Origin of the sequence: Streptomyces sp. NPDC057694 (assembly GCF_042799415.1) — a bacterium.
Lineage (GTDB): Bacteria > Actinomycetota > Actinomycetes > Streptomycetales > Streptomycetaceae > Streptomyces.
In genome coordinates this window covers 79,073-91,700 of the sequence record NZ_JBHVIX010000029.1, presented here as the reverse complement: position 1 = coordinate 91,700, position 12,628 = coordinate 79,073, and the positions used below count along the sequence as shown (strand labels likewise).

General features: G+C 65.5%; 13 protein-coding genes and 1 tRNA gene. 3 read left to right on the top strand and 11 right to left on the bottom strand.

Annotated elements, in window-relative coordinates; all coding sequences use genetic code 11:
- The first annotated feature begins 345 nt into the window (after window positions 1-345).
- Window positions 346-418 (top strand) — tRNA-Arg (locus ACFVDP_RS38170).
- A 320-nt stretch (window positions 419-738) separates the two neighbouring features.
- On the opposite strand, the gene ACFVDP_RS38165 is transcribed toward ACFVDP_RS38170, so the two are convergent.
- The 11 genes from ACFVDP_RS38165 to ACFVDP_RS38115 all read right to left on the bottom strand — a co-directional run bounded on the left by ACFVDP_RS38165 (window position 739) and on the right by ACFVDP_RS38115 (window position 8,009).
- The gene (locus ACFVDP_RS38165) at window positions 739-2,010 is read right to left on the bottom strand and encodes a tyrosine-type recombinase/integrase (protein ID WP_383500407.1); all 1,272 of its coding nucleotides are present in this window, start codon (window positions 2,008-2,010) and stop codon (window positions 739-741) included.
- Window positions 2,010-2,207, bottom strand: coding sequence for an AlpA family transcriptional regulator (locus tag ACFVDP_RS38160; protein ID WP_111664652.1), 198 nt, complete (start codon window positions 2,205-2,207; stop codon window positions 2,010-2,012). The genes ACFVDP_RS38165 and ACFVDP_RS38160 overlap by 1 nt, the downstream gene beginning before the upstream one ends.
- Window positions 2,204-3,610 (bottom strand): replication initiator protein RepSA, encoded by a 1,407-nt coding sequence (gene repSA, locus ACFVDP_RS38155; RefSeq protein ID WP_383500403.1) that lies wholly within the window; start codon window positions 3,608-3,610, stop codon window positions 2,204-2,206. The genes ACFVDP_RS38160 and repSA overlap by 4 nt, the downstream gene beginning before the upstream one ends.
- Before the next feature lie 88 nt (window positions 3,611-3,698).
- Entirely contained in the window at window positions 3,699-4,019 is a 321-nt protein-coding gene (locus ACFVDP_RS38150) for a SpdD-like protein (RefSeq protein WP_383500466.1), read from the bottom strand.
- A 29-nt stretch (window positions 4,020-4,048) separates the two neighbouring features.
- Window positions 4,049-4,204: a hypothetical protein gene (locus ACFVDP_RS38145; protein WP_383500400.1), complete on the bottom strand. Its 156-nt coding sequence runs from the start codon at window positions 4,202-4,204 to the stop codon at window positions 4,049-4,051.
- Window positions 4,205-4,214: 10 nt separating this feature from the next.
- A complete protein-coding gene (locus ACFVDP_RS38140) occupies window positions 4,215-4,406 on the bottom strand; it encodes a mobile element transfer protein (protein WP_383500397.1) in 192 nt (63 codons plus the stop codon).
- Between the two features lie 18 nt (window positions 4,407-4,424).
- A complete protein-coding gene (locus tag ACFVDP_RS38135) occupies window positions 4,425-5,096 on the bottom strand; it encodes a DUF2637 domain-containing protein (protein WP_383500394.1) in 672 nt (223 codons plus the stop codon).
- A 3-nt stretch (window positions 5,097-5,099) separates the two neighbouring features.
- Window positions 5,100-5,282, bottom strand: a complete 183-nt coding sequence (locus ACFVDP_RS38130) for a hypothetical protein (RefSeq protein WP_383500391.1) — start codon at window positions 5,280-5,282, stop codon at window positions 5,100-5,102.
- 81 nt (window positions 5,283-5,363) lie between these two features.
- On the bottom strand, window positions 5,364-6,731 hold the full coding sequence (locus ACFVDP_RS38125) for an FtsK/SpoIIIE domain-containing protein (RefSeq protein WP_383500388.1): 1,368 nt from the start codon (window positions 6,729-6,731) through the stop codon (window positions 5,364-5,366).
- Window positions 6,732-6,733: 2 nt separating this feature from the next.
- The gene (locus ACFVDP_RS38120) at window positions 6,734-7,090 is read right to left on the bottom strand and encodes a hypothetical protein (RefSeq protein ID WP_383500385.1); all 357 of its coding nucleotides are present in this window, start codon (window positions 7,088-7,090) and stop codon (window positions 6,734-6,736) included.
- A gap of 139 nt (window positions 7,091-7,229) precedes the next feature.
- Window positions 7,230-8,009 carry a GntR family transcriptional regulator gene (locus ACFVDP_RS38115; RefSeq protein WP_383500382.1) on the bottom strand — a complete coding sequence of 260 codons (780 nt, stop codon included), beginning with the start codon at window positions 8,007-8,009 and terminating at the stop codon, window positions 7,230-7,232.
- An 18-nt stretch (window positions 8,010-8,027) separates the two neighbouring features.
- Here ACFVDP_RS38115 and ACFVDP_RS38110 point away from each other — a divergent pair, with 18 nt between their 5' ends.
- Window positions 8,028-8,495, top strand: a complete 468-nt coding sequence (locus ACFVDP_RS38110; protein ID WP_383500379.1) for an NUDIX hydrolase — start codon at window positions 8,028-8,030, stop codon at window positions 8,493-8,495.
- Window positions 8,496-9,071: 576 nt separating this feature from the next.
- Entirely contained in the window at window positions 9,072-12,296 is a 3,225-nt protein-coding gene (locus tag ACFVDP_RS38105) for a helicase-related protein (protein WP_383500376.1), read from the top strand.
- Window positions 12,297-12,628 lie beyond the last annotated feature (332 nt).

Genomic DNA, 12,628 nt, shown 5'->3' with positions numbered 1-12,628 from the left:
CCTTGGAGGCACCGCCGGGCCCCCGCCGAAGCTTCGCCGAACCCCCTCCGGAGCCTCGGACACCACCACATAAGGCGCGTGATACGTCACAGGAAGCACACAGCGGGACGGAAGGGAAAACAGGGGGCGCAGGCATAACGAGTGCACAACACCCGTGGCTGGAGTCGCCAAAAGCGATGCAGGATTCGTACCTACCTGCGATTATCAGGATCGCTTCACTGAACCTCCACATCGAGTCACGGAGGCGAAGCAGCAAGGACTGGGACTCGGGAGCCCTATCCTTGTCCCCGGCAAGGTCATGGATCACCCCCACATCCATCCGGCCGAGCCACCGGCCACACACCGGCCCCCGTAGCTCAGTGGATAGAGCAGGCGCCTTCTAAGCGCTTGGCCGCAGGTTCGAGTCCTGCCGGGGGCGCCTCTCATTGGCCCCACTTCGGTGGGGCCTTTCTGCTGTTCAGAGGGCCTGTAGGTGCGCACACAGAAGCCCCGGCCACTCCCCTGCCGATCATGGGGTGAGTCCGGGGCTGTCCGGCTGGAACCGGGTTTCTGCGGGTGGCTCTGTCGAATACGTGTCGAAGTTTTCGCCGCGGGTCAGTCGGGCCGTTCAGTCCGTCAGTCGAAGGCAGGCAGGTCTTCGAGATCCCCCGCCGCTTCGAGTCGCCGCTTCAGGTCCGGCAACTGGCCGTCGACGCACCGGGCGTAGATCGCGAGCAGCACGGGGACGCTGTTGCCCGCTCAGTCGGCCACCTGAGCGGGCGGGATCCCGTCGTTGAGCCACTTGGTCAGGCGGGTGTGTCGGAGGTCGTAGACGCGCTTGCCCATGGGTGACTCGAAAACGTGCGCGGGCAGCACGGCCTTGCGAGCACTACGCCAGGCGCGGCGGATGACGGATCCGGCGAGGATGCCACTCTTCTCCCCCTGGAAGAGGAGATCGCTGGGCTTCAGCTCCTCGTCCTCGATGTGCTGCCGGAGGATGCGGGTCAGGGCGGGGTGTCCCGGCACGGTTCGGGTCTCCCCTTCGGCGCGGCCTTTGAGGTCGCGCTCCTCGTGGATCTCTCCTGTGTCCGTCCACTGCTTGCCGACCTCCGGAGTCGCCGTGTGGATCAGGAGTTCGCACCACTGGTCGTCAGCGTCGTCGTCGGGCAGCTTGACGTCAGCTACGCGAATGGCCACTGCCTCTTCCGGACGCGGCCCGCAGTAGTACAGGGCGGCGAAGAACGCGTGCAGCCGCTTTCCGCCCCGGGGCCGCTGCCGGACCCAGTCGAGAAGCGCGGCAGCCTGCGCAGGATTGATCAGGCAGCGCTTGTCCACGGCGTTCGTGGTCTTGGTGGTGGTTGTTGCTTCCTTGCCCTTGGGGAGGGGGTTGGTCCGCAGGATGCGACGCCGGATCGCGTACTTCATGACGACGTTGAGGATTCGGCGGTGGCGCTTGCGGGACCAGGCCGCGGCCTGCTTGCCGTCGAGGCGCGTGTCGATGGCCTGAAGGACGTCGTCGACCTTCTCGGGGTCCTCCCAGGACGAGACGGGGAGGGAATTCCGCTCGACCCATCGAAGGATGGCCACGACGTCGCGCGGGGCGTTCGGCCGGCGGTTCACGTTAAAGGCCCACTCACGCAGAGCCGTCCGCACGGCGACGGGATCGAACTGGGCAGGCCGAGCGCGCAGCAGAGCGATCGTGATGGCCGTAAGCGTCTTGGCCGTGTTCTTCCGGCTGTTGCCGCCGAGTTGGGCCCACCGCGCATCCACGTACTGAACGGCGAACGTGTACCAGCTCATGGAGGCCGCCTTGGAGCGGTGCGACACGGGGAGCCCCGTCGCGATGACGAACCCCTCCCCCTTGCTGGTCGCTTGGATCAACTCGGAGCGGAACCCCTCGGCAAGTGCGACCGTGCCGAACGGCTCGCGCCAGGCCTTGCCGGCGACCATCCATCGCACGGTGTACGTGGTCTTGCGGGCGCCCTTGTACGTGAGGATCTTGTACACCTTGACGTCGTAGGTCGTCTCCATCAGGCGGCATCCTCACGGTCGTCGAGCCAGAGATCGAGATCGCTCCGCCGAATCCTGAGGTCTCCGTTCGGGAGCTTGATGCAGCGCGGGGCGCGTCGCTTGGCACGCCAGTCGTAGAAGGTCGAGCGCGAGATGCACAGCTCGGCGCAGACCTCGGCGAGGGTGAGCATGTTGCGTGTGCGGACTGCCGTGGTCACCTGTCGCTCCCTTCACTGCGGAGCGCTTCGCGGGCGGTCTCGCGGTTGAGTTGGAGATCGTGGGCGATGGTGGCGGCGAGGGCGGATTCGCCGGGGGTGTGGCCGTGGCCGGCGTATTGCCAGTCGGCAAGGACGAGGACGGTGTCCGGCTCGAAGGTGGGCGTGCCGAGGGCTTCGCGTTCTTGGACGGCGCGGAAGTCGGCTCGGGCCTGCCGGAGTTCGCCGAGGGTGGTCGAGTAGCGGCGGGACTTCGAGGAGAAGTGGCCGCGGAATCCGAGCATGTGAGCCCAGGCCCAGATACGGCGATCCGGGTAGAGCGGGTCGAGGGTCTTGCAGGCTTCGATCAGGCGGCGGGCGTGGTCGGGGACCTGGTGGCGGTCGAGTTCGGAGAGTTCGCCGATGCGGCGGTCGAGGGTGCCGGTGTTCTCGGCGGCCTTGGTGGCGTATTTGGCGACGTAGGAGGCCACGGCCTGTTCGGTGACGTCGGAGCCGTCGTCGAAGGCCTTGACGGGGCGTACGTCGAGTTGGGTACCCCAACGGAAGGTGCGGGCCGGTTGACCGGCGGAGGCCGGGACGGACACGGACGTGTAGCTGTGGGCTGCGGCAGCGTGGATTGCATCGGTGAGGAGCGTGACCGTGGCCCAGGACGGCGGCGGGGTCTCAGGTCCTTCCGGGCCATCGATGCGGATCACTGCGTGGAAGTGCAGGGCGCCGCGCTTCTGGAACTCGGCGACCTTGCCGTACGAGAGACGGGCCGTCTCCTTCAGCTCTCGTTGGGAGAGGCCGGCGCGGGCAGCGATTTCGCGGCGGAGACGGGTCGTGAAGCGCATCCACAGGTCGCCTGCGTGGTTGTTGAAGAGGACGGCGGCCGCGTAGTCGTACGTGGTTGGGTCGAGGGCCGCGCCGAGGGCGGAGGCGTCCGGGGCGTGGCGGGTGCCGCAGCGGCAAGCGCCGCGGTCGGGGCGGTTGTGGACCGGGCCGAAGGACGGGGCGGTGAGGGTGGCGAAGACGCGGGGGTGGTCGCGAACCGTGGAGGGGACGTCTCGGTGGTCGTCCCCGGCGAGGCCCGCTCGGATGAGGTGGTAGGTGTCGCCCGCGTAGGTCCAGGCGCAGGAGGGGCAGCGGGAGGCGCGGCGGTTGCCGCAGGCGAGGCGGAGGCGTCCGCCGGGTTCGGTCTCGGTGGAGTAGTGGTGCAGGGTCTCGCCGGTGGTCTTGTCCTTGGTGAGGGTCCAGCCGGTGAGGTGGATGGGGTCGGAGCAGCCGCCGGTGCGGGTGATCTGGTCCTGCCAGCGGTCGAAGTCGGAGGCCGAAGCAACCCTCAGCAGGTCGCCGAGGGTGGTCGGGTCGAGCAGTGCGTCAGGCGCGGGCGCCCTCGTGTGCGGAGGGCGGGTCCGGTGGGCCATGCTGGTGCTTCCTTCCGGTTCTCGGATCGGTGGGGGCACGGCGCCCGGGCGGTGGATGCTTGGCGGTATCAGGCCGCCCGGGGGCCGGTCAGCGGCGCTTGGTGTCGCTGTTCATGAGCGAGCGGATGACGAGCGCGGTGATGGCGGTCGATCCGGCGGTGATGGCGACCGCCAGGAGCAGTGAGACGAGGACGGCGCCCAGGACCAGGACGACGGTCGTGCCGCCGACGACGAGGGTGATCAGGCCGCCGGACGTGAGCTGAATCGTGGGGCGGGTCGAGGCCGGCACGACGGTCGGCGTGGGCGCCGCGGCGGCGGGCTGCGTGATGATGGTGGCCGGTTCGATGACGGCGGGCGGTGCGATGTGGCCGGTCGGGGCGGGCATGGTCGGGACCTTGGGGCGGAGCAGCATCGGGGCGTTCTCCCTTCGGTGGGTGGTCACTTGACGGCGGTGTTGATGACCGGGGCCAAGAGGCTGTCGGCGAGGAGGTAGCCGCCGAGGAGCAGGAGCGCGACGAGCCACCAGGGCGGGCGGATGAGCTTGATGCCGACCAGGCCGACGCAGGTGACGAAGAACCAGAGCGGGACGTCCATGGGTGTCTCCTCAGCGGACCTTGCAGCGGTGGGTGCGGGCGGCGAGCTGAGCGGCGGACCGGCTGGAGTAGTCCGAGGACCAGCCGCAGCGGTCGGCGGTGCACACGGCGGCGTGCTTGGTGTGGCCGCGGCGGTCGCGGTAGGTGCCGATCTGGACCGGGCCGATCTGCATCACCGAGTGGAAGTGGTCGTGAGCGGGCACGGTGGTTCTCCCTTCAGGTCAGGTGAGTTGGGCGGCGACGGCGTCGGCCAGTTGGGGCGGGACGCCGAGTCGGGCACGCAGGGTGTCGGGGTCGATCGCGGTGCCGGTACGGGTCTGGTGGTCGTCGGCGAGCTTGCGAGCGTGGGCGACGAGAGCGGCTGGAACGGCGGGGGTGGTCAGGGTTGCGGGTTCGGTGGCGGCCGGGAGGGCCGGGGCTTCTTCGCGGGCCAGGGGCTCGACAGCGTCCGGGGGCGCGGGGGTCGGCTCCTGGATCTCCGATGCGCACTCTGGGGCGGCCGGCGGGACCGGCGCGGTGGGTGTCGGGACGGTGGTGTGGGCGAGGAGCGTGCCGCCGAGGAAGGCGATCGCGGGCCAACCGGCGACTCCGATCCGGAGCCAGGCGGGCGGGTGCTGGATGTCGAGCAGTCCTGCGGTGGCGACGTTGGCGCCGAGCGAGGCGAACAGCGCGACGGCGAACCAGCACCAGGCGAGCCGGGAACGGCGGTCGGCCCTGAGTCGGCGCCAGGCGGCGACCAGGAGCAGGTCGACGCTGACCGGGTAGGCCCATGCCTTCCAGCCGTCTTGTCCGGCAGCGGCAGCCAGGTCGTGGAGGTGGGCGAAGGAGAGGCCTCCGGCGATGACGGCCTGGACGAGAACGGCGTCCGGGCGGAGCGCGCTGCGGGCCGCCATGGATCAGTCCTCCGTGGGGTCGTCGCCGTCGCGCAGCAGAGGCGGCAGAACCCCGATCGGGAGCGACAGGGCGAGCGCGGGGGCGACGATGGCGATGAACGCCATGTCGGCCTCGTAACGCCGCTCGTAGAGATCCAGTGCGCGGAGGAGTGCGACGGTGCGAGCGAAGTCCTCGTTGGCGTCCATGGGGGTTGGCCTCCTGTTTTCGGCATGGGCGGGGTAGGGCCGTGGCGCGGTGCGGTCGCGCCGACCGTGGAGCGGAGGGAGTCAGGCCGTGACCGGGGCGACCTTGGAGAGCGACACGGCGGCAGGAGAGAACGCGGCGACGGCGGGCCGGAAGGCGGCGAGCGCGGGCAGGTCCGGGGTGCGGTCGGCGTGAGCGTTGCAGAGGTTCACGGCGTCGCGCAGCGAGGTGTGCGGGGCGCGGATGCGGGCCCAGCCGCCGGTCGAGTCACCGGCGACGGCGATGCCGGGGGTGTCGGGTGAGATCTGGATGGCGGCGAGCACGGCGTCCGGGGAGACGTCGCCGAAGGCCATGTTGGCGCTGGTCTCGTCGTTGACGCGGTGGGCGGTGCGACCGGTGAGCTGGGCGCGGAGCATGGTGATGCCCTTGCCGAGTTCGGAGCCGAAACGCTGCCCGCAGATCTCCAGATAGATGCCGGCCGCGCGGCCGAGCTGGGCGAGGCGGACCAGGGCGGTGATGATGCGATCGCGGCGCTTCTCCTCGTCCTTGCTGGCGAAGAGGGCGATTTCGGCGACCTCGTCGACCAGGACGACGACCGGGGTCGGGCGCAGGTCGGCGGCTAGGTCCCAGATGTCGGCGGCGATCTCTGCATCCGGAACGCCGACGCTGATGCGCTGTTCGGCGCGTATGAGTTGGTAGACGTCGGTCATGTGGGCAACGAGCGCTTCGAGGAGGTCGAGCGCGGTGTCCGGGTTGTCAGCCAGCGCCGAGAAGCGCCGGGCGAGCGGGAAGAGTTCGACGCCCTGTTTGCAGTCGATGCCGACCAGGGCGACGTCGAGCGGGGCGAGGCCGCAGACGAGATTGCGCTGGTAGACGGACTTGCCGGACTCGGTGGCGCCAAGGGTCAGGCCGTGCGGAACGGCCCGGTAGTCGCGGTAGTGGATCGCTCCGTCCTCGCGCAGGGCGACCGGGACGCGGAGCGGTGACGTGCTCGCGGAGGTCTTCGGGGCGGGCATCTGGACCCGCTGAAGGACGTCGTAGCCGGTAATCCGCAACTCGACGACACCGGAGCGTAGTTCACGGGAGCTGACGCCGTACATCCCGAAGGAGTGGCGCAGTCGGTCGGTGGCGGCGGAGAAGTCGAAGGCGTCCTGTCCGGGGCGGAGCTTGAGCCGTAAGACGAGGCCGGTCCGGGTGGGACGCAGGCGGAGGATGCGCGGCGAACGCGATTCCGGAACGGGTCGGTTGGCCATCCGGGCGAGTGCGAGGCGCCAGCGCGAGGGCGGGACCGTGAGCCCGCATGCCTCCATCACGGAGGAGTAGCGAACCAGGAGCCGCACCGAGGCGAGTACGGCGCCGAAGCAGACCCAGTACCAGGCGGGGCGCCGCCACCGCAGAAGACCTGCGGCGACGGCGACCACCACGAGCACGATGCCGATGAACTCGCCCATGATCAGGCCGCCTTGGCCTCAGCCGCACCGGCGACCAGGGAGGTGACGGCGACGGCACGGAAGGCGATGCCGTGCCGCTTCTGCCCGTTGAACTCGTTCTCCCACGGCCGGGCGATCAGGCCGGTGAGCGCGACCGGGGTGCCCATGGTCAGTTCCTCGGAGACGCCGGCCTCGGGGACGGTGACGGACAGGACCTCCACCTCGTCGTTGGCCGCGAACAGCACGTCCACGGTCATCAACTTGCCGCCGGTCTCGACGTCCAGGGCGATCTCACCGGTCCGGCGGTCCTTGATCTTGATCTGCGGGGTCTTGGCGACCATCACGGTGGCGGTGGAGGTGTCGACGGGGATCTGACGCACAGCGGATCACTCCTATGTAGATGCTGGACTCCGTCACTCATGTACATGAGTGACATGAAGAAGAGTGCATCACTCCTATACATGAGTCAACCCGCCGCGACAGATAAGTCACGGCGGGCTGGAAGGAGTTGAGTGCGCGTCAGTCGCGGGCGGGGATCCGGTATTCGAAAACGAACTGGTCAGCGGCCATGAGGGTGTCGCACACCTCGACCACGCGACCTTCGGTCGTACGGGCCTCACGAATCAGGTGAACCACTGGCGCACCGGGGCTCAGCGCCAGCTCGGACGCCTCCGCCTTGGAGGCCGGCCGCGCTTGCAGCGTCTCGACAAACTCGGCGAACTCGTGCCCGTGGTCTTCGAGTCGGGCGTAGATGCCGCCACCGCCGGGGTTCTCGGCGAACAGCTCGGGGATGTCCTTCACGACGTCCCACGGGAGGTACGAGGAAGCCGTCTCGACTGGGGTGCCGTTGCGGAAGTAGAGCCGTCGGCGAGCGAGGACCTGAGTACCGGCCGCAACTCCGAGGCGGTCGGCCGCATCCTCCGGGGCCTCCATGGGCCCGATGTAGAGCACGCTGACCTTAGCCGTGGCGCCGGACTGCGCCGACTCGGCGAGGTAAGCAGCCTTGCCGCCCTGGCGGTGCGAACGGCGGAAGCGATCCGAGGAACGATGCCGCACCGGCGGCCGGTCCTTCACGATCGAACCCTTACCGTGGCGGGTCTCCACGAGCCCACTGGCCCGCACCTCGACCATGGCCTTACGGATCGTGCCGCCCGAGACGTTGTAACGGTCGACCAGCTCCGACTCGCTCGGCACCATGTCTCCGGGCTTGAGGACTCCGCCCCTGATCTGCTGAACGATGTCTTCAGCGATCTGCACGTACCGAGGTACGGCCCTCCCCTCTTCTGCTGCAGTTCCCATAGTCCTTCTCTTCCTCCTATGCTCCTGTACATGAGTAACAGCGCCCAGGAAGGCCAGTCAACGCCACTGCACTCCGTGTCCGTAGCCGGAGTAGTGGTCCGCGATGACGGCCGACTGCTGGCGATCCGCCGAGCGGACAACGGCCACTGGGAACTACCCGGCGGCGTGCTCGAACTCGACGAGACGCCCGAGGCCGGCGTACGACGCGAGGTCTGGGAAGAGACCGGCATTCACGTCGAGGTGGACGAGCTGACCGGGGTCTACAAGAACACGACCCGAGGCGTCGTCGCCCTGGTCTTCCGCTGCAAGCCCGCGGGCGGAGTCGAGCGAACGTCGAGCGAGTCAACGGCAGTTGAGTGGCTGACGCCCGACGAGGTCACGCAGTACATGGCCGAGGTCTACTCGATCCGGCTCCTGGACGCCCTCGATGGGGCCGGCCCTCACGTGCGGAGCCACGACGGCAAGCACCTGACACCAGCGCGATAGAACTTTCCCTACTTCATCAAGGCGGCTCGCTCCGCTCCCCGCGCGCGGCCCGGCCCCCGGCCGGCCCAGCGCTCCTGTCTCCGCCCCGCTCCAGCCCGGCCGACGCCCGTGCCGCGCTCATGGCAATCAGTAACCTGATGCCAGATAAGGGGTACGTCGTGGCTGGGGCGGTCGGCTCCACGGCTTTAGCCACCTCCCCGGTCCGGGTCCCGCGTCAAGCAAGACCAGGGGGCCACTCGTGCTAATTGCGGTCAGGCCCAAAGCCTGCCCGAGTTGCTGGCCAGCGTACGGCCCCCTGATCATGCTCGACCCCAGACCAGGCAGGCCACCGGCCAAACCCGCTCCGCCGACCTGTGCAGCTGACCCACGTCTTAGATGCGGTCTGAAATTGCAAGCACATAGATCGCCCCGCGCCGATGACATCCAGTGGCGTGTCGTCATATCCTCTTGGATCCAGCCAAGTTGGGACTGTAGGGGCAGTCGAGGGCCAACGGCTAAGCACCTTCGCAAGTCGCACCACCCGGTGACATACCTGCGGGGCCAGAGCTACGCCGGCTGCAGTATGGGGGTGGGACTATGGCGGTTGAACTGCCCGAAAAGGGCGCACAGGTGCGTGTGGACGGCGCCCTCGTCACCGTGCGTGACGCTGATCATGCAGGAGACGGCACTGTTGAGTTGTTCGTCGTAGACGCCGCCGGAGCGCCTCAGCGAATCCTCCTGACAGGTGACCAGCTGGCCACGAGTCTGGTTCCTCTCAACGATCGCGGCGGGGACCCAGAGCGCGCCCTTACAGGCCTCTGGGGACGCTGGATGCAGCACGCCGTGCCGCGTATCCGTTCAGCCGTGTTAGCAACGCGCCCTCTCAAGCCCTTCGCTCACCAGGACGAGGCCGTTCACGGCTTCATGTTGAACCAACCCCGTCTTCGCTTCCTTCTGGGGGACGAGCCTGGTACCGGAAAAACAATCATGGCCGGCATGTATTTGACAGAGGGGCGAAGAATTGGGTTAGTTCAAGGACGGACAGCAATTATTGTGCCAGCGCACCTAGTCACCAAGTGGGAGCGCGACCTACTACGCCTCTTCGGAGTACGGGCCAAGCGCATCACCACGACGGTTGCCGTCGACCCCGCTGATCTGGATCCTCGATTTGACACATGGATCGTCTCCCTAGACCTATATACGCATAATGCCGAAGTACGACGGAAGATGGCCGGAACGCGAAGCTCCTGGTCCCTGGTCATCTTTGATGAAGCCCACAGGCTCACTCCAACAAGCCAGTTTCTTGCTGCTGCGCGTCAGCTCTCTGAATGCTCACACCACCTGCTCCTCATGACCGCGACTCCCCATCGCGGGAAAGAGCAATATTTTCGCGGCCTGATGAACTTGCTGGATCCCACCCTTTATCCGTGGGACCCCCGCAAGACTGACTACGACACCGCGTTGGTGCCCTCGAAACTCTCCTTTCTCCGTCGGATGAAAGAAGACCTTGTAGACCACGACGGGACCAAACTATTCAAACCCAGGTTTTCAGAAACCATACCCGTGACCCTTAACATGCACGAGGCAACAGCATACGACGCGGTCATGAGCTATGTGGAGACCTTCTACAGCGACACTGCCGCTCTTGCCAGATCCATATATGGCAAACGCGCTGCATCATCCCTCTTCGCCGTTTCAGCCACATTACGTCGCCGTCAGGTATCCCTCAAAGAAGCTGGGCATCAACGGTCTCAGCCAGTTCTTCCAGAAGATCTCATAACGCCGAATGGTCTCGGTATCGCGGCAGACGACGACGAGGCATGGAGCAAGGCAGAGAACGCCTTGGTAACCGCGCGCACCAAGAATAAGACCCTTGAGCTTGCACGCATTGAAGCTCTGCTCCACACGTTATCCGAGGCCCAATCCATCGACACCTCTGCCAAGTGGATAAATTTGACGCGGGTCATGGAGCGGCACCAGATAGGGCCTGACGGCAAAGGCCAGTTACTTGTTTTCAGCGAATTCTCAGACACGGCAAGGTGGCTGAGAACACGATTCGAAGAGTCGGGATACAGTACCGAAATTCTAGACGGCTCCATCAAGCATAAAGAACGCGATGCTCTCCAGGAGAGGTTCCTGGCAGGAGATTTTCAAGTACTGATCTCCACTGATGCCGGCGGAGAAGGGATCGATCTGCAATCTGCCAATGTAATGGTGGATTGGGATCTTCCTTGGTCAATGGTACGACTTGAGCAGCGGATGGGGCGTCTTCATCGCATCGGCCAGAGCAAACCTGTGTACGTGTACCACTTGGTAGCGCCTCATACCCGAGAAGGCCGCGTCCAACAGGTCATGCTCACGAACCTCGAAAACGCCAGTAGGTCTCTGAAGGGGAAGATATACGATCTACTGGATGCTACAGCCGATCGCGCAGGATTTGACTGGGGAAAGGCTATGGTCGACGCGCAAGCTGGCCGCGAAGTCACCATACCCGACGCCAACACACTGATCGCATCTGCACAAGCACTCGTCGCCGAGGAGCGCACTCTGGCTTCGCCGGCAAACGTCTCCGAAGCTTTGGAAAGATTTGCGGCGGACCGCCTTGAGGCAATCAATCCCATCATCGTCGAAGCAATGGTGGAGCAAGTTGCCCGAAGCGAGGGCTGGACCGTGGGACCCGGCCCAGCAAAAGGCATACGGTCCGTGGAAGCAACTCAAGCACCGCTGCCTCCAACACTCGGCGGCTCATGGCATGCGCACATTGCGGCTGCAGGCGATTCAGTGCGCCAGGCCATTAATGACGGGGCAACCGGTCTTGACGGTGTCGTCGTTCTTGGACCGACTGAAGAACCATTTCAAGAGCTGGTCAAACACGCTCTGGCGACTGGCGAAAGCGATCTAGTTCGGGGCACTACGCTTATAGATCAGGGATCCCTGACCTCATACGTACTGACACTGTTCGATGCCGACATTCAAGTCCATGATGGTCGAACAAGAACTATCCAGAAAGCGCCTCTTCTGATCCGGTGCTCTCTTGGGCAAGCAGTTCCCGTAGCGTGGGATTCCCTCATGAAGCTACGCGCACCCCACCGGAATGATCCAGCCTCATCAGGCCCAAATTCTCTGCCCCCTGGAATACGTCATGATGCGCACAACGCTGCTCGGTCAATACTGCGACAGCAGGTACTAGCTCTAACAAACGAGCGAGAATCATGGATAGAGGCGGCACGTTCACAACTGGATGCTACGCAATACCGATTCGAGGAGTCCATAGCTGATCGCCCGCTACAAGAAAGGCGGATATTGCTGGACCAATTCGCTTCCTCGAAGGCCTCTCGGGAGGCAGTCCTCGAAGATATCGCAGGAGTAACAGCCAGTGCTGTGCGGCTTGTCGGTTGGGTCAGCGTGACCGGCGGTGCTCGCCTCGAAACGCTTGGCTACGACCCTGATGCCGAAAAGGTTGCCATAGCAACAGTCGTAAGCGAACTGGAGCGTCACGGTTTCGATGTCGATGATCGCCAGAGCAGCGGTTTGGGCTATGACCTGTACGCCCGACATCGCTCAACGCGCGAACAACGACTAGTAGAGGTGAAGGGGCAGCAAGGCTCCTTGCGGTCTATCTGGCTTGAACAAAACGAGTGGGCACAGGCGCAACAAAGAACTGACACATATTGGCTCTACGTAGTCACCACATGCGCAACTCAGCCGACAGTCGTGCTACGTCAGCAGGATCCTGCTGACGCCCTGAGGAGAGCGCGACGGGTTGAACGTTTCCAAATTCCCCTCTCTGAACTCACTCGCCTAATTGGAGAACAGCAGTGACAAATGGTCCCGATGGGCGCACTACCGCAAGCCCCAGCCCAGGCATACCGAGCATATCCATCGGGCCAGCCTTTGATGCTGCCGCCAGGATGATCGACACTTGGTTCCCTTGCGCCGAAGTTGACGCGGCTGTGGCAACGCCAACGGGGTCAGGCCGGAGCGAAAAAGCACTATTTACGTGGTTCGCATCACGGCCGATTGCTCAAGCTCGCGCCGCCGTTATTTGCGCACTCCTGCCCGATACTCCCAGGAACAGGTCTGACATAAAGCTGGCAGTCCTTAGCAGCGATACTGGTGCGATGGCACGGTTGCGAGAAAGGATCGCGGCTCAA